A 15,583-nucleotide genomic window follows, 5' to 3' on the forward strand; every position below is an offset into this window, starting at 1 on the left:
TCAAGTACGCTTATGACGCTTGGACTCAAGCTGAAAAAGCGCGATGAACCCTGGAAGTGGGGCGCCCCGGTAATCCTCGTGGGCGCCCTGCTCTTTTCCTTCCTTATCAGTGCACTGCTGCTGGAGGGACAGGGTCAGAACGCTTTGGAAGGCCTCAGTATTCTATGGAGCGGCGCTTTCGGAAGCGCCTACGCCTTTCAGGGGACCTTCCTGAAGGCGGTGCCGATTTTCATGTGTTCGCTCGGCGTAGCCGTGGCGTTCCGCATGCAGATATGGAACATCGGGGCCGAAGGGCAGTTCGCCCTCGGCGCCATCGGCGCGACGTGGATGGCCCTGAGCTTTCCCGACATGCCGTGGTACGGCCAGCTGCCGCTCATGTTCTTCATGGCCTTTCTGTTCGGGGCGTTCTGGGCCTTCATCCCGGCCTTTCTGCGCCTCAAGCTGCACGTCAACGAAATTATCTCCACCCTGATGCTCAACTACATCGCCATCCTGCTGCTCGAGTATCTCGTGTTCGGCGTGTGGCGCGACCCGTCGAGCTTCGGCTTCCCCATGACAGCGGAATTTTCAGCAGGCGGCGTGATCGCCGGAATCGCCGGGACCCGTTACCACTGGGGCATCGTTTTCTGCGCCATTGTCGGCGTTCTGCTGTGGGCCTTCATGCGTTTCACCCGCATGGGCTTCGAGCTCAAGGCGAGCGGAGAAGGCCCGCGCGTTGCCCGCTATGCCGGGATGCCCTACGGCTTTCTCGTCATCTTTGTCATGTGCGTCTCCGGCGGACTGGCCGGGTGGGCCGGGTGCATCGAGACTTCCGCCATCCTCGGCAGGCTTCAGCCGAGCCTCATGGTCGGCTACGGGTACACCGCCATCGTCGTTGCCTGGCTCGCGCGTCTTGAGCCGCGCAACATCGCTTTCGCTTCGCTGCTTCTGGCCGCGCTTCGCGTCGGGGTCGAGAACATGCAGCTTCAGATGCAGATTCCCGCGGCCTTTGGTGAAATCATGGAGGGCGTCATCCTGCTCTCCGTTCTCGCCGGACAGTTTTTCCTGAGCTACAGTCTGGAGCGGGTGTCCGACTCCGCACAGGAGGCATAGACAGATATGACCGAACTGATCATTCCCCTGTTGGCCGCCACCGTGCAGTCCGGAACGCCCGTGCTCTACGCCACGCTTGGCGAGATGTTTACCGAGAAGGGCGGCATCCTCAATCTGGGCGTGGAAGGCATGCTGAGCGTAGCCGCGCTCGCCGCGTTCCTGACCACCTACATGACCGGATCCCCTTGGCTCGGTTTTTTCGCGGGCGGCGCTGCAGGAGCTTTCATGGCTCTGTTGCACGCCGTGGTGTGCATCAGCTTTTTGGGCAATCAGGTCGTTTCCGGCCTCGCCCTGACCATCTTCGGCCTTGGGCTGACCAAATTCCTCGGCACGCCCTACATCGGGCAGTCCGCGCCCGGGTTCTCCAAGTTCGCGTTCCCTGTGCTGTCTTCCATCCCCTATATCGGGGACATCTTCTTCAAGCAGGACGCGCTGGTCTACGTGTCGTTCATCGTTCCGTTCATTTTCTGGTTCTTCTTCAGGCGCACGAGCCTCGGCATGGCCGTGACCGCCACTGGCGAGTATCCGCAGGCCGCGGCGGCCGCCGGACTCAAGCCCATGCTGCTTCGCTACTTCGCAGTCTGCACCGGCGGCTTCCTCGTCGGGCTTGGCGGTGGCTACCTCTCGCTGGCGTACACGCATCTTTGGACCAACGGTCTCTCCGGCGGACGCGGCTGGATCGCGGTTGCGCTCGTCATCTTTGCGTTCTGGCGTCCGGGTCGCGCCGTCATCGGCGCCTACCTCTTCGGCGGTGTCATGGCGTTTCAGCTCCGGCTTCAGGCATCCGGCACCAACCTGCCGTCGTCGCTTCTGCTCATGCTTCCCTACGCGCTGACCATTATCGTGCTTGTGCTTTCCGCTTTCCGGGGCAGGGGAGCAGAGGCGCCCGCAGCGCTGGGAACCAACATCGAACCCGAGGGCTAGGCCGTGGAAAGCAAGTATCCGTCCCGCGACCGCAAGCCGTTTTCCGAACTCGGCGAAACTCCCGCCGTGCGGCTGGTGAACCTCACCAAGCGTTTCGGCAAGGTGGTCGCCAACGACAGCATCAATCTCGACATTCACGCCGGACGCATCAAGGCCCTTCTGGGCGAGAACGGCGCCGGCAAATCCACCATGATGAGCATGCTCGCGGGCCGCTACAAGCCTGACGAGGGATACATCGAGATCGACGGAGAGCCCGTTTCCTTCTCCTCGTCCAAGGACGCGCTGGATGCCGGGATCGGCATGGTCTATCAGCACTTCATGCTCGTTGAATCCATGACCGTTGCGGAGAACGTCCTGCTCGGGCAGGAAGGAAAATTCTTCGTGAATCCAAGGGAGATGGTGGAGCGCGTCCGCGACATAGCGGAGCAGTACGGGCTGGACATCAACCCCGCAGCGCGCATCTGCGATCTCTCCATGGGCGAGAAGCAGCGGGTCGAGATTCTCAAGCTCCTGTACCGAGAGTCGCGCATTCTCATTTTCGACGAACCCACCGCCGTCCTCACCCCGGAGGAGACCGTCCGCCTTTTCGAGGCGCTCTGGAAGATGGCGGATCAGGGCAAGTCCATCGTCTTCATCAGTCACAAGCTCGAAGAGGTCATCGCGCTGGCGGACGAGATCGCCATTCTGCGTCGCGGCCGCATCGAAGGCGTGGTCGACCCTGCCTCCATCGAGTCCAAGGCCGATCTGGCCCGCCGCATGGTGGGTAAGGAAGTGCTTCTGGAGATTGACCGTGAACCCATGGAACCCGGGGAAGAGGTGCTCGACGTGCGCAACCTCACCGGCATGGGGCTGGAGGACGTGAATTTCAACATTCGTCAGGGCGAGGTGCTGGCCATCGTGGGTGTGGCGGGCAACGGCCAGAAAGCACTCATCGAGGCGATCTGCGGCCTGCGAAAACCTCCCCGCGACACCATTTTCATCAACCGCAAGCCGTGGCGCAAGTTCTTTGCTGAGTCCACGTGGAAGCGTTCGCTTTCCTATATCCCCGAAGATCGCCTCGGCCTTGCAACGCTGAAGAACCAGAACCTCGTGGACAACCTGCTCCTGACCACGCGAAAAGGCTTCGCCTTCGGCCCGTGGCTGGACAAGAAGAAGGCCGCCAGCAAGGCCAAGGACCTCATCAAGAAGTTCGACATCCGGCCGCCGAAGATCACCGCGCTGGCCTGGCAGCTTTCCGGCGGCAACCTCCAGAAGACCGTCCTTGCGCGCGAACTCTTTCGCGAGCCGGTATTGATCGTGGCGGAGCAGCCTTCGCAGGGGCTTGATGTTTCCGCCACGGAAGAAGTCTGGAAAAGGTTGCTGGAAGTTCGCGAAATGGCAGGGGTTCTGCTTGTGACGGGTGACCTGAACGAAGCATTACAGCTTGCCGACAGGGTTGCGGTCATATATAGAGGCCGAATTCTGGGTATGTTGCCCACGGGCGACGAAAAGACTCCGGGAAGGATCGGGCCGCTTATGGCTGGCCTGAGTGAAGAATAGTGCAAGGGTCGGACTTTGTTCGGCTTTTGGTCGGAAACGGTTAGTATTCAACCAAGGAGGAGAGGCATGAAAAGAATGTTCAAACTGCTGGTGGCCGTCATGGCCATGGTCATGGTGCTCGGCGTCGCGGCCGCCAACGCCGAAGGCATGCTGGAGCGCGTGAAGGAAGCCGGTGTGGTCACCGTCGGCAACAGCCCCGACTACCCGCCGTACGAAAACATGGACGGCGACAAGCGCGTCGGGTTCGACATCGACCTCATGGAAGCCATCGGCGACAAGATGGGCATCGAGATCGAGTGGAGAACCATGGGCTTCGACACCATCATTTCCGCTGTTACCATGGGCCAGGTCGACCTCGGCTGCTCCGGCTTCGGAATCACCGAAGACCGCAAGCGCAGCGTTGACTTCACTGATCCGTACTACCGCTCCGGTCAGGTCATCGTGACCCGCAAGGGCGCCGACATCAAGGCCGGCAAGGACCTCGCCGGAAAGCGCGTAGCCGCTCAGCTCGGCACCACCTGCGTGGAAGCCGCCCGCAAGGTCGACGGCGCCGAAGTGGTGGAGCCGGAAACCTGGTCCGTCGCCTTCATGATGCTCAAGACCGAAGCTGTGGACGCCGTCGTCGCCGACATCCCGGTTGCGGAAGAATACGCCAAGAAGCAGGGCTTCGTGATTGCTCCGGAGCCGCTGACCGAAGAGCTCAACGCCATCATCGTGCCCAAGGGCAACCCCGAGATGGTCAAGGCTCTCAACGCCGCTCTCGCCGAGATTCGTGAGGAAGGCACTCACGCCAAGCTCGTCGAAAAATGGATGAAGTAAGCTAGCGCATGACGCTCCGGCCGGAAGGATTCGTCCTTCCGGCCTTTTCGCGTCCAAGCGCCCGGGGGAACCGTGGACTTTTCTCTTGTATTCGAACATTACGATCTTTTTCTCAAAGGTGCGCTGAACACGCTGAAGATCACTCTGGGCGCGCTTTCGCTCGGCCTTGTGCTCGGCACCCTGGCCGGGACCAGCCGCATCAGCCGCAACGTGTTCATGCGCTACGCCGCGGACATCTACATTCAGGTCATTCGCGGCACCCCCATGCTGTTGCAGATCTACTTTTTCTTCTTCGGCCTGCCCCAGCTCTTCATGGTGCTTTTCGACGTCAGGCTGCCGCAGGATCCGCTCTGGCTCGGGATGCTGGCTCTGGGAATCAACTCCGGTGCTTATACGGCAGAAATCATCCGTGCAGGTATCCTGTCCATCGATCGCGGTCAGATGGAGGCCGCGCGCTGTTCCGGCCTGACACACCGGCAGGCCATGATTTCCGTCATCCTGCCGCAAGCGTTTCGGCGCATGATTCCGCCACTCTGCAACGAACTCATCGTGCTGCTGAAGGACTCCTCGCTGGTGTCCGTGGTCGGGTTCGGCGAGCTCATGTACACCTCCAAGGTGCTCGGAGCGAAATACTACACCTTCGTGCCGTTCCTGTTCGGCGCAGGCTTTATCTACCTCACCTGCACCTTCACCTTCGCCAAGATCCTCGACTATGTGGAGCGAAGGCTGAACGCAGGCAGCTCAAGAGACGACGACAAGCAGATCGTCGACCTCGGTTAAAACGAAAGCCCCCGGTCCTCCGGGGGCTTTCTTGTTTCTACGTACTTTGATTGGGAATCATCAATGAAAATAGAAATAGGTGACCTTCACGCTTTCTTGTTTTCTGGCTGCCACGGCTCTTTAAACTGGACGTGAAGCGTTTCGGCATCCCTTTCACTGTTATCAGAAGATTTTTTGCGTGCCTGCGCTTCGAGCAGGAAGTGTTGATTATGCAGATTGTCACCGAGAGAATTCGGTGACTATTGTATGACACGATTTAAGAAAAAAGTCAATGTGGCAAGGTGTTAATGTAACTTCTTTAAGTCACGTTGAAGAGTTTATCTTTTCTTTTTTTGGTTTTCTTCTGCTTCAAGGAGACCACAAATTCTGCAAACGTCTTTAGGGATCATTATATACTTTTTTAACAGCTTTATGGACTCTGGTCTTCTGTATAATGGGGGGATAGTGGACATGCCATAATGTGGCAAGGTTGCTTGAGTTGACCGAACTTTGCCATTTCCAAAATGTAGATTCTTCCAAATAAGGTTTTCTCGTTGCGGGCTTTTTCTATCTCCTTTCAATCGCATTACCTTCTCAAGGTACCCTCCCACGATCAAACCTTGGGTCCAATCCTTATCAATACTTTTGAGGCTTAATTGTTTCAATTCAGCCTTTATGATTTTTTACTTTCTATGCCCAATTTATTGGACCTTTCCTCGTTTATGGCTTTACAGTAACGCCTAATCCAGAAAACTGTTGCATCGAGTGCTTCGAGGTCAGAACCTTTAAACCCACAATTTAGTGGCTTTTGCCGGTATCGAACCGCAATTTCTCCATTGCTGTTGAAGTAGTCTATCAAATCTTTGATCCAATCCGGAAATTCAAAACATTTCCTCTGGATTCTTATGGCAAGTATGTTCTTATACAACTTACTAAGGTCATGCCCATCTTTGTATTCAATTTTATTGAATAGAAGTATCCCTTTCATATATTTTTCCAACGACTGTTGGGCATACCAAAAGAATTGTTCAATACATTTAGTGCGATAAAGAGTTCGGGCTGCGATGTAATCGCCGTCCGCTGTATCTCTGAAACACTCCCTAGCGTAGCTATTTAAAAGGGCTCGATCTTTCTTGGTTAATTGATCACTCACAACCTCTCCTTTTTAGTAAAGTCTATAACGTACAATGCGCAGAAGTAAGTTTGTGCCTAACAAAACTGAACAAAAAAGGCCCCCAAGACTGAGAAGGCTAAACGTAAAATGTAAATTGTGAATTTCCTACAGAATGCCGCTTTTTCTCATTCATTCATCGTCAATCCACCGATTTAGAAAGTTGCCCCCGCAGCTCTTCAGGCGATGTGACCGGGCGTCGGCAGGATTTGTCGATGCAGACCCATGCTGCGGCGTCTGCGCCCATTCCCTCCAGTTCCAGCTTGTAGGGAATCGGGTCAGGGAGTGCGGTTGGACGGTCCGGCGTATCGACCGGCACGAAGATCACTGTGGTGGACATGGGACGCACCGGGGCGAGGGACTCCAGAAGTTCCCGCGTAGCCTCGGAACCGGTCCTGCCAGCCACGACGACGTCGGTCTCGGCATGTTGCATCATCTCCAGTGCGCCGACCATATGGACGAGAGCCTGAGGCTGTTGCTCCAGAACGCCAGAGAAAGCGGTGGCGCAGCGTGTGGCGGCGTCCCTGAGCGCCTGCATCCGCAGCATCCTGCTCAGGCGGTAAAGCGTGTGTACGGCCACGGAGTTGCCGCAGGGGAGCGCACCGTCATAGCTGTCCTTCTGTCGCACGAGGACGGTTTCCGAGTCCTTGGAACTCAGATGGAATCCGCCGCGCTCCTCGTCCTCGAAGGAGTCGATCATCGTTCGGGCCACCAGCAGTGCCTGTTCGAGCATGCGATTGTCGAACGTGGCATCATGAAGTTCCAGAAGCCCCCACAGCATGTAGGCGTGGTCATCGAGGGTGCCGGGCGCATTCATGACGCCCTCGCGATAGCCGTGCCGAAGTGCGCCGTTGCCGTCGGAAAGCGTTTTGAGCACGAAATCGGCGGCTTCCTTTGCCGCAGCCGTATATTCCGGCTGTCCCAGAACCCTGCCACCGCGAGCAAGAGCCGCGATCATGAGTCCGTTCATGTCCGTGAGGATCTTGTCGTCAAGGTGCGGTCTGATGCGTTTCTCCCGTTCGGTGAAGAGCTTCTTGCGCGCAGTCTCCAACAGCTCGCTTGGCACAGGCGAGGAATCGCTCTCGTGGGGAATGTTTCTGCCGGTCAGCTCTCCGGTGGCCTCGTCGCGGAAGTTTCCTTCCGGCAGGATGTTGTAGTGCTTGCAGAACGCATCGGTTTCCTCGTCGGAGAGAATCCCCTCGATTTCCTTGAACGTCCACGTATGAAAGAGGCCTTCCTCGCCTTCGCTGTCCGCGTCCTCTGCCGTGTGGAATCCGCCGGAAGGGTCGCGCAGGTCCCGCATGACATAGGTGAATATTTGCCTTGCCGTTTCCGCAAACTCCTCGTTGCCGCTGATCTGATAGGCCTCCAGATACGCCAGTGAGAGCATGGCCTGATCATAGAGCATCTTCTCGAAATGTGGGAGCAGCCACATGCGGTCCGTGGAGTAGCGGTGGAAGCCGAACCCCACATGGTCCCAGACGCCGCCGCGACGCATGGCCGCGAGTGTCTCGAACGCCATGGACGAGGGGTCCTCCGAGCCTGTCATGCGGCCGTGGCGCATGAGAAAGAGAAGGTTGTGCGGAGAAGGGAACTTGGGCGCTGACCCGAACCCGCCGTACTGATTGTCGAACCCGTTTCTCAGAGAACCGTGCACCAACCGGGCAAGGCGGCGGCCGTCAGGGAGTCCGTCGGAGGACGGCGCCGGAGTGCTGATGGAAACGAGGTTCTCTGTGATGTTCTCCGAGACGTCCATGACCTTCTCGCGGTCGTTTTTCCATGCGTCGGTTATGCGTGGAACGAGTCCGTCCAGTCCGAGCCTGCCGCCCCGTGCGGTAGGGGGGATATACGTGGCGGCGAAGAAAGGTTTTCTGTCCGGAGTGAGCACCACGTTCAGCGGCCAGCCGCCGGAGCCGGTCAAAAGGTTGCAGACGGTCATGTAGACCGAATCCACATCCGGGCGTTCCTCACGGTCCACCTTCACGCAGATGAAGGCGTCATTGAGCAGTTTGGCGATGTCCTCGTCCTCGAAGCTCTCCCGCTCCATGACGTGGCACCAGTGGCAGGTGGAGTAGCCGATGGAGACCAGAACCGGCTTGTCCTCGCGCCTTGCGCGTTCGAAGGCGTCATCACCCCACGGGAGCCAATCGACCGGGTTGTGCGCGTGCTGAAGAAGGTAGGGGCTCTTTTCGTGAATCAGGGCGTTGGTGTATTGCATGATCGCCTCGGCTTGCTGGGTTTTCTTTTAAGACTGCCTGTTTCAGCGGGCAAGTCAAGGCGGTTTGCCCATTTGCATCGGTTCGAAACAGGGTGAGCGGATGTATTGGACTCGACAAGACAAAGCAAGTAAGCTACACAGCGCGCCGCACATGGTGCGAATTTCGGGGCCGGCGGCCTCGTCAGACAATATTTCACAGGCTCCCCAACGGCCCGACGGCCGTATTCATCCGCCTGTCAGGGGAAGCGAGGATTCTCATGCTAGCAACAGTTGCACTGGTCGGACGGCCTAATGTAGGAAAAAGCACGCTTTTCAACCGCCTGCTGCGCAGGTCGGTGGCCATCACGCACGACCTCCCCGGCGTTACGCGCGACCGCATATTCGAGGAATGCCAGATCAAAGGCGTCCGCTTCGGTCTCGTGGACACTGGCGGCATGGTGCTGGAATCCGAGGCTACTCCCGAGCTGTCCAAGGATTTCGAGGACGAGATCTTCGAGCAGGCGCGCGAAGCCATCCTCGAAGCCAACGCCATCGTGCTGGTGGTGGACGGCAAGGAGGGCATGACGCCGCTTGACGAGCAGGCCGCCGAGTTTGTCCGCAAGAGCGGCAAGCCTGTTCTGCTGCTGATCAACAAGGTCGACGGATCGGAGGTCGAAGCTGCCATGTGCGCCGACTTCTATTCTCTCGGTCTGGATATGCTGCCGGTTTCGGCCGCCCACGGGTACAAACTCAATGAAGCCCGCGAGCGCGTTGCGGAAATGGTGCTCGACCTCGGCCTGCCCGATGAGGAGGAAGACGACGTCGAGCGCGGCGTGCGCATCACCATGCTCGGCAGGCCAAACGCCGGCAAGTCCTCCATGGTGAACGCCATCATCGGCGAAAAGCGGCTCATAGTCAGCGACGTGGCCGGGACGACGCGCGACAGCATCGACGTGACATTCGAGCAGGGGGGCAAGCGGTATACCTTTGTCGACACGGCCGGAGTACGGCGCCGCACCAACATCACGGAGCAGCTGGAGCATGTGAGCGTGCTGCGGGCCCTCAAGAACTCCCGCCGTTCCGATGTGACGGTGCTGGTCATTGACGGTACCGACCGCGTCTCGCGGCAGGACAAGCGGCTGATCGAATTTCTCGTGCGCGAGAAGGTGCCGTTCATGGTCGCCGTGAACAAGGTTGACCTCATCGAGCGTTCGCAGAGTACGTATGTCATGGACCTTTTCCGCAAGGAGCTGCGCATCGTGCCGCACGTTCCGGTGTTCATGACCTCCACGCTCAAGAAGGTTGGCGTGGGCAAGATTCTTCCGCTCGCCGAGAGCATGAAGGCCGAGTGCGCCGTTCGCGTCGGCACCGGTGCCCTGAACAGGGCGCTTGAGTCGGTCATTCAGCAGCATCAGCCGCCCGTGGTCAAGCGCCGGCGCCCCAAATTCTACTACATCACGCAGGCGGACGAAGAGATTCCCACCTTTGTCTTCTTCGTCAACGATCACACCATCGTCAAGGAATCGTACATGCGGTACCTTGAAAATCAGCTTCGCAAGCTGTTCGGCATCAAGCACGCGCCGGTTCGCGTGTACTGTCGGTCCAGTCACGAGAAGAAGGACGGCGACAAGCGCCGCGGCATGACGTCCATAGGCAAGCGGGGACCGGGCAAGGGCCTGCGCTACGGAGCCAAGACCCGCAAGCAGGAAAAGGATACCGAGACCACCCTGCGTCGCCGCCACAAGGAAAAAAAGGAAAGAAAGTAGTATAAAAATCTTCACTTTCCTTGACACCTCAAGGGAGGAAAGTGTAGATGCTTGTGCCTCGACGCATTGAGGCGTCCATACGCGGAGAAGTGGCCGAGTTGGCTGAAGGCGCACGCCTGCTAAGCGTGTAACGGGGTAACTCGTTCGGGGGTTCAAATCCCCCCTTCTCCGCCACATATTTCAAGGGACTACGTGAAAGCGTGGTCCCTTTTTTGGTCTTTCCAGGTCTGTGATGCGACTCAGGGTGCAATTCCGACGGCTCGGATAGCGTTCATTTTTTTCGCCTGTCCGCGTGCTGGGCCGGATCCTTTTGAGGTACTGTTCTGTGGTCATGGCTGGAGCCGTACCTCGAAGATAGAGGAAGGGGCAGCGTTCAAGAAGGCGTTTCAAGCCGGATGACTGTCCTCTTTTCCGGTTTGATCAGATCAAAGGTCTCACCAAGATGATCCTGAAGGACAGCCCTGAGTTGTCCGGTTTTCTTCGCGCGGGAAAGGCAGCGGTGAAATACCTCTCGCTTGTCGGCATGGCTCGGACTCAGGTAAAGTATCAATTCCCGGTCGTATTCCAGAATGAGGTGTGGGTCGAGTGTCACATGTTGCCGGTGTGTCTCCAGTTCCTTTCGAATTTCCGGCAATCCGCGCGGATAGTAATCCACGTTTCGCGATGTGTCGTCCACAAGCCGATACAGCAGGCGTGTGTCCGCCACTTCGTATGCTGCGAGCCGATTGTGGGACCATATGTCGCAGTCGAACCATCCCTTGCCAAGCCCTGCCACAGCGCCGAGTTTTCTGAAATCCTTCAGGCTCTTCACACCTGAAAACATGTCGGGACGGCTCTTGGGCACGAGCAGGAGCCTTCGGCCCATCATGCCGTCCACCACGCCAACGGGAATCGGAATGAATCTGCGGTCCCGTTCAGCGGTGCGAAGGAGGAATGCGCCTGTCAGCTTTCCCTGTTCCAGCATCAACTCCATGCGTTTGGGCGGTGTCTCAGGCGCAGCAGTGATGACGATACTCTCTCCGGCAGCGTCGAATGCCTGCTGCACGATGTCGTGCATGAGTATGTGACGGCCGTCCTCAAAGGTAGGAAGAATGGCGTGGTAGTGGTTCTGCGCACGAGCCGTGTGGTTGACAGTCGCCATCGCCGACAGCAATAGTGCGAGGAGAAAGATCGTTTTTCGTGCGCGGGGCATGCTGTTTCCTTTATATGGTTCGAAAAAACGACTGTCCTTTAGGTGATTTTTTGTCGCTTATCAATGATATCTGTCGGGGATGCTGTAAAAATCTATGTAGCTTGTAGTGAACTCCGGGTGATAGCCGGGCACCAGTTGCCTTGCGGAGGCAATCGGGGTAAACGATCATTCTGAATTCAATTGCAAAAGTACTACGGGTCAAATCAAAATGAACAAGAGCACAATCTGCGAGAATCTGGAAAAACTTCGTGAATCCGCACCGTTGGTCACGAGCATCACCAACTATGTCGTAACCAATTCCACGGCCAACGCACTGCTGGCCATCGGCGCCTCGCCGATCATGACCCACGCGGTTGAGGAAGTTGAGGAACTCATGGCTTTCAGCGGCGCGCTGGTCATCAATCTGGGCACCGTCGCCCGGACCTATGCCGAGGCCATGCCCGTGGCATGGGCTGCAGCCAACGCAAACGGGGTCCCTGTTGTTCTTGACCCCGTCGGCGCCGGAGCCACCAAACTTCGGACCGAGCTTCCCGTCGGCATGCTGGAAGAATACCGCCCTGCGATTATACGCGGTAATGCATCAGAGATCATGACCCTTGCCGGACAGTCCGGATCGGCAAAGGGCGTGGACAGCACTCAGGGCGCAGAATCCGCCGAGGAGGCGGCTCGGGACCTCGCCAGAGCGCACGGTTGCACTGTTGTGGTCAGCGGCGAGACAGACATCGTCACGGACGGCGAACGTCTGGTGCGCATTGGCGGCGGCTCTCCGCTCATGCCTCGCGTCACGGGCCTTGGATGTACCTGTACCGCTCTCTGCGGAGCTTTCTGCGCCGTGGCCGACTCTCCTTTCGACGCGGCTGTTTCCGCAATGACCGTCATGGCCGTCTGCGGCAATCGCGCCGCAAACTGCGCTGATGGCCCCGGAACCCTGCAGCTGCACATTTATGATGAACTCTACAACCTCGGCATCTCCACTCTGGAAGCGGAAATGGAAGTGAGCGAGGATTGATGCGCCGGGTCGATTACGGTGTTTATCTGGTCACCGACCGCAGCCTGTGTCACGGCAGAGAATTGATGGATGTCGTGCTTCAGGCTGTTTCCGGCGGCGCCGGTGTGGTGCAGCTTCGGGAGAAGGACGCGGGTACTCGTGAATTCGTCGAGCTGGCATGCGCCCTGAAGACCGAGTTGGCAGCCCGTGAAGTACCGCTCCTGATCAATGATCGTATAGATGTGGCGTTGGCCTGCGGTGCAGACGGCGTGCACATAGGGCAGAGCGACATGCCGTATGAGCTGGCGCGGAGAATCCTCGGTCCGGATGCGATCATCGGCCTCTCCGTGGAGACTATGGATCAGGTGTGGGAGGCTGAGAAGCTGGACGTGGACTACCTCGGCGTGAGTCCGGTGTTCGCCACGGGCACGAAAACCGACACCGGCAGGCCCTGGGGGCTGGGTGGCCTGAAAAAGGTTCGCTCCAGCTCTCGGCATCCTCTTGTGGGGATTGGTGCTCTCGGTGCTCACAATGCCGGAGACGCGGTTCGCGCCGGTGCTGACGGGGTGGCGGTCGTATCCGCCCTGTGTTCGGCCCCTTCACCGCAGAAGGCCGCAGAGGAACTGGCGCAAGCCGTGGAAAAGGCCCGCGGCTCCCGTTGAGTTCGCCATGGAGGGCCTGTCCCGTCCGCAGTGACGAAGTGGTGCAGATAGCGTAACGTGAAAAGACCTCAGGACTTTCATCGCGAGGAGTGCCATGTTTGATCCCGTGATGCAGCTCGACTACCTGCGAGACGTTCAGCAGACGTTTGCGCACGGTTCGGGACGGTATGACCTGTTCGAGGTCTTCTTCACCATCCTCAAATACGTGGTGCCGGTGGTGCTGGTCGCTGCTGCGTGGCGATACCGCAACTATCTGCATTACCTGCTCATGGCGTTCGTTTCCCGCCTCGCTCACGGGCCGCGGCACAACGAGATTGAAAAGTACCTCACCGGAAAGGGCGTCATGCTGGAGGTGCATTTTCTCGACTCCAACGGCGTTGGCGGTCTGCTGTGCCATGCGCGTATCGCCACGGTCTTTTCCGGCAGAATGAAGATGGATCTGGTTCAGGTGCGTCCTTCGGCCCGCAACCTGAAAGGGCATCAGGTCATCTGTTTTTGCAAGCCGTTCTCCTACAAGGGTGAGAAGTACAACTCATTCGTCAGCCATATAGCCTACGCCGGGCGCAAGGCCGGAACATTGCGAAAGCTGGTGCTGCTGTCGCCGGTGCGTTATCGGTTCACCATCCGCAGGCGGCATACGCGACAACGGGTGACGCGGCAGGAAATGTTCCGCATCAAGGCGTGGGACGGCAGGAAGCGCTCGAACTTCTGGCAGCACCGTCCCGACATTCAGACGCTGACGCAGAGTGCGCGCAACCCGCACAAGATGCAGTTGCGCGTAGGCAATATTTCCCCGGGCGGCATACGGCTCTTTGTGGAGAACCCCAAACAGGGCGAACTGCCCCCTCTCAAGGAAGGCTATACGTTGGTGCTGCGTATCAGCATCCGTCAGCCCAAGACGAAGAAGTTTGTCTATTTCACGGTGCTTGGCACGATTCGGAGTCGTTTCAGGGGAAAGGGTGGCAGTGTCGGGCTGGGAGTCCAGTTCACCGCCATGGCTGAGAAGAACCCCGGAGAGGGGTCCGGCTATTCGTGGCGCACCATCAAGGAAGAGGTGGCACCGCTGTCGCGCCTGCTTTCGGAAATACGAGGAAAATAGGGGTTAGCGGTTTCTCCGGCAGTCGGAGCAGAGGCCGTAGAGATACATCTTGTGGTGAGAGAGCTTGAACCCGTACTCTTCGGCAATGGCTTCCTGCCGTTTTTCGATGACCGGGTCCATGATCTCGATGTTCTTGCCGCAGGATTCGCAGATGAGGTGGTCGTGATGCTCTTTGCCCCAGGCCACTTCATACCGGGCCACGCCGTCAGCAAAGTCCAGAGACTCGATGATGCCAGCCTCGGCGAGCAGTTTGAGCGTACGATAGACGGTCGCTTGTCCGACGGAGCCGTCTCGCTTGCGCACCATGTCGTAGATTTCCTCGGGGGAAAGGTGCTGCGTCTGCTCCAGAATGCACTCGAGGATGAGCCCGCGCTGTGGGGTCATCTTGAGGTTCTCGTCACTGAGGTACTGCGTGAAGGCTTCTTGCGGCGTTTTCATTCGATTCTGCAGGTTTGATAATTGCTGAATATGCTTCTCAATACGGGAAGAATCACTTTCATGTCAATGCATCTTGTGGGTGCTTGACAGAATTATGGAAGTGCATAAGATATCGAGCCTTGCAGCGGCGGGGTGTCCGAGTCCGGCTTATGGAGGCGGTCTTGAAAACCGTTGGCCTTTCACGAGGCCCGTGGGTTCGAATCCTACCCCCGCCGCCAATTTTTCAGGCGCATCCAATTGTTTGGATGCGCCCCTTTTTTCTGCCTGCATAAAAGCAAAGGGGATGCCGCTCTCGGCATCCCCTTTGTGCATGATTGTGTTAGTTGATTCGTCTTCTGAAGAAAAGCGCCATGGCGCCTCCGCCCGCGAGGAGCAGCAGGATGCTGGAAGGCTCCGGAACCGGCGCGGCCTCAAAGTTGATGCCGAAGGTTTCCTGATTGGTCATGTTGAAACTCAGGCCGTCGAGCAGGCCCTCGAAACCGTCTGCCCAGAGGCTTCCGGTGGCAACCGTGACGTAGAGGATCTCCTGATCTGCCAAAAGTTGGCTGTCGCGGGCGAGTCCATCCCCGTCCTCGGCTGCGAGGGCGAGAAAATCCGCCCAGAGAGGGTCGGTGTAGCCACCGAAGTATCCGGACGCGGAATCGAAGAAGCGCAGGGAGTTGGTCGTGCCAGCGTCTCCTGTTATCCATTGCGTCCAAGTGCCGGCGGTTTCTGTGAGGTTCATGGAGAAGTAGGGCTCGGAAGTGACGCGGTAGCCGTACCAACTGCTGCCGGGACTGTTTTCGAAAGGCTTGGTGTAGATTTGCAGGTACCAGTCCGCAGCGTTTTCCACATGTGTCGTGTTTGTAAAGTCCCCCCATCTTAGGGCCAGTTAAGTGTAGAGATTTCCGACCGGTTTTTTGAGGTTGCCCAGAGGGCAGGGGGTCCCCCCTGCCCT

14 protein-coding genes and 2 tRNA genes are annotated in these 15,583 nt (G+C 58.0%); 11 read left to right on the top strand and 5 right to left on the bottom strand.

The features are described 5' to 3' along the window. Positions 1 to 12: 12 nt before the first annotated feature. The 5 genes from BR24_RS08825 to BR24_RS08845 all read left to right on the top strand — a co-directional run bounded on the left by BR24_RS08825 (position 13) and on the right by BR24_RS08845 (position 5,154). The gene (locus BR24_RS08825) at positions 13 to 1,092 is read left to right on the top strand and encodes an ABC transporter permease (RefSeq protein WP_496541132.1); all 1,080 of its coding nucleotides are present in this window, start codon (positions 13 to 15) and stop codon (positions 1,090 to 1,092) included. Between the two features lie 6 nt (positions 1,093 to 1,098). Beyond that, positions 1,099 to 2,016 (top strand): ABC transporter permease, encoded by a 918-nt coding sequence (locus BR24_RS08830; protein ID WP_496541133.1) that lies wholly within the window; start codon positions 1,099 to 1,101, stop codon positions 2,014 to 2,016. Positions 2,017 to 2,019: 3 nt separating this feature from the next. Beyond that, on the top strand, positions 2,020 to 3,555 hold the full coding sequence (locus tag BR24_RS08835) for an ABC transporter ATP-binding protein (protein ID WP_496541134.1): 1,536 nt from the start codon (positions 2,020 to 2,022) through the stop codon (positions 3,553 to 3,555). A gap of 66 nt (positions 3,556 to 3,621) precedes the next feature. Continuing rightward, the gene (locus BR24_RS08840) at positions 3,622 to 4,374 is read left to right on the top strand and encodes a basic amino acid ABC transporter substrate-binding protein (RefSeq protein ID WP_496541135.1); all 753 of its coding nucleotides are present in this window, start codon (positions 3,622 to 3,624) and stop codon (positions 4,372 to 4,374) included. A 72-nt stretch (positions 4,375 to 4,446) separates the two neighbouring features. Next, the gene (locus BR24_RS08845; protein ID WP_496541136.1) at positions 4,447 to 5,154 is read left to right on the top strand and encodes an amino acid ABC transporter permease; all 708 of its coding nucleotides are present in this window, start codon (positions 4,447 to 4,449) and stop codon (positions 5,152 to 5,154) included. Positions 5,155 to 5,806: 652 nt separating this feature from the next. On the opposite strand, the gene BR24_RS08850 is transcribed toward BR24_RS08845, so the two are convergent. After that, the gene (locus tag BR24_RS08850; RefSeq protein WP_496541137.1) at positions 5,807 to 6,286 is read right to left on the bottom strand and encodes a HEPN domain-containing protein; all 480 of its coding nucleotides are present in this window, start codon (positions 6,284 to 6,286) and stop codon (positions 5,807 to 5,809) included. 160 nt (positions 6,287 to 6,446) lie between these two features. Further along, positions 6,447 to 8,522 (bottom strand): thioredoxin domain-containing protein, encoded by a 2,076-nt coding sequence (locus BR24_RS08855; RefSeq protein ID WP_496541138.1) that lies wholly within the window; start codon positions 8,520 to 8,522, stop codon positions 6,447 to 6,449. Positions 8,523 to 8,779: 257 nt separating this feature from the next. Between BR24_RS08855 and der the strand changes: the two genes are divergently transcribed. After that, on the top strand, positions 8,780 to 10,267 hold the full coding sequence (gene der, locus BR24_RS08860) for a ribosome biogenesis GTPase Der (RefSeq protein ID WP_496541139.1): 1,488 nt from the start codon (positions 8,780 to 8,782) through the stop codon (positions 10,265 to 10,267). An 83-nt stretch (positions 10,268 to 10,350) separates the two neighbouring features. Beyond that, positions 10,351 to 10,441: transfer RNA gene (locus BR24_RS08865), tRNA-Ser, on the top strand. Between the two features lie 199 nt (positions 10,442 to 10,640). On the opposite strand, the gene BR24_RS08870 is transcribed toward BR24_RS08865, so the two are convergent. Then, a complete protein-coding gene (locus BR24_RS08870) occupies positions 10,641 to 11,408 on the bottom strand; it encodes a hypothetical protein (RefSeq protein WP_496541140.1) in 768 nt (255 codons plus the stop codon). A gap of 259 nt (positions 11,409 to 11,667) precedes the next feature. On the opposite strand from BR24_RS08870, the gene thiM reads away from it, so the two are divergent. The 3 genes from thiM to BR24_RS08885 all read left to right on the top strand — a co-directional run bounded on the left by thiM (position 11,668) and on the right by BR24_RS08885 (position 14,208). Then, a complete protein-coding gene (thiM, locus tag BR24_RS08875; protein WP_496541141.1) occupies positions 11,668 to 12,468 on the top strand; it encodes a hydroxyethylthiazole kinase in 801 nt (266 codons plus the stop codon). After that, positions 12,468 to 13,109, top strand: coding sequence for a thiamine phosphate synthase (gene thiE / locus BR24_RS08880; protein ID WP_496541142.1), 642 nt, complete (start codon positions 12,468 to 12,470; stop codon positions 13,107 to 13,109). The genes thiM and thiE overlap by 1 nt, the downstream gene beginning before the upstream one ends. A 94-nt stretch (positions 13,110 to 13,203) precedes the next feature. Next, positions 13,204 to 14,208 carry a hypothetical protein gene (locus BR24_RS08885; protein WP_496541143.1) on the top strand — a complete coding sequence of 335 codons (1,005 nt, stop codon included), beginning with the start codon at positions 13,204 to 13,206 and terminating at the stop codon, positions 14,206 to 14,208. Positions 14,209 to 14,211: 3 nt separating this feature from the next. Here BR24_RS08885 and BR24_RS08890 read toward each other — a convergent pair whose 3' ends face one another. After that, a complete protein-coding gene (locus tag BR24_RS08890) occupies positions 14,212 to 14,646 on the bottom strand; it encodes a Fur family transcriptional regulator (RefSeq protein WP_496541144.1) in 435 nt (144 codons plus the stop codon). A 126-nt stretch (positions 14,647 to 14,772) separates the two neighbouring features. On the opposite strand from BR24_RS08890, the gene BR24_RS08895 reads away from it, so the two are divergent. Continuing rightward, positions 14,773 to 14,864, top strand: a tRNA-Ser gene (locus BR24_RS08895). Positions 14,865 to 14,965: 101 nt separating this feature from the next. Here BR24_RS08895 and BR24_RS08900 read toward each other — a convergent pair. Continuing rightward, positions 14,966 to 15,478, bottom strand: coding sequence for a PEP-CTERM sorting domain-containing protein (locus BR24_RS08900; protein WP_496541145.1), 513 nt, complete (start codon positions 15,476 to 15,478; stop codon positions 14,966 to 14,968). Positions 15,479 to 15,583 lie beyond the last annotated feature (105 nt).

The sequence above is a fragment of the Pseudodesulfovibrio halophilus DSM 5663 genome, from assembly GCF_059568665.1.

Excerpts from the sequence above, each read along its gene's own strand:
- BR24_RS08890 (WP_496541144.1), bottom strand. The coding sequence starts at position 14,646 with ATGAAAACGCCGCAAGAAGCCTTCACGCAGTACCTCAGTGACGAGAAC.
- BR24_RS08840 (WP_496541135.1), top strand. The coding sequence starts at position 3,622 with ATGAAAAGAATGTTCAAACTGCTGGTGGCCGTCATGGCCATGGTCATG.
- BR24_RS08855 (WP_496541138.1), bottom strand. The coding sequence starts at position 8,522 with ATGCAATACACCAACGCCCTGATTCACGAAAAGAGCCCCTACCTTCTT.
- thiE (WP_496541142.1), top strand. The coding sequence starts at position 12,468 with ATGCGCCGGGTCGATTACGGTGTTTATCTGGTCACCGACCGCAGCCTG.
- BR24_RS08870 (WP_496541140.1), bottom strand. The coding sequence starts at position 11,408 with ATGGCGACTGTCAACCACACGGCTCGTGCGCAGAACCACTACCACGCC.
- thiM (WP_496541141.1), top strand. The coding sequence starts at position 11,668 with ATGAACAAGAGCACAATCTGCGAGAATCTGGAAAAACTTCGTGAATCC.
- BR24_RS08885 (WP_496541143.1), top strand. The coding sequence starts at position 13,204 with ATGTTTGATCCCGTGATGCAGCTCGACTACCTGCGAGACGTTCAGCAG.
- BR24_RS08830 (WP_496541133.1), top strand. The coding sequence starts at position 1,099 with ATGACCGAACTGATCATTCCCCTGTTGGCCGCCACCGTGCAGTCCGGA.
- der (WP_496541139.1), top strand. The coding sequence starts at position 8,780 with ATGCTAGCAACAGTTGCACTGGTCGGACGGCCTAATGTAGGAAAAAGC.
- BR24_RS08825 (WP_496541132.1), top strand. The coding sequence starts at position 13 with ATGACGCTTGGACTCAAGCTGAAAAAGCGCGATGAACCCTGGAAGTGG.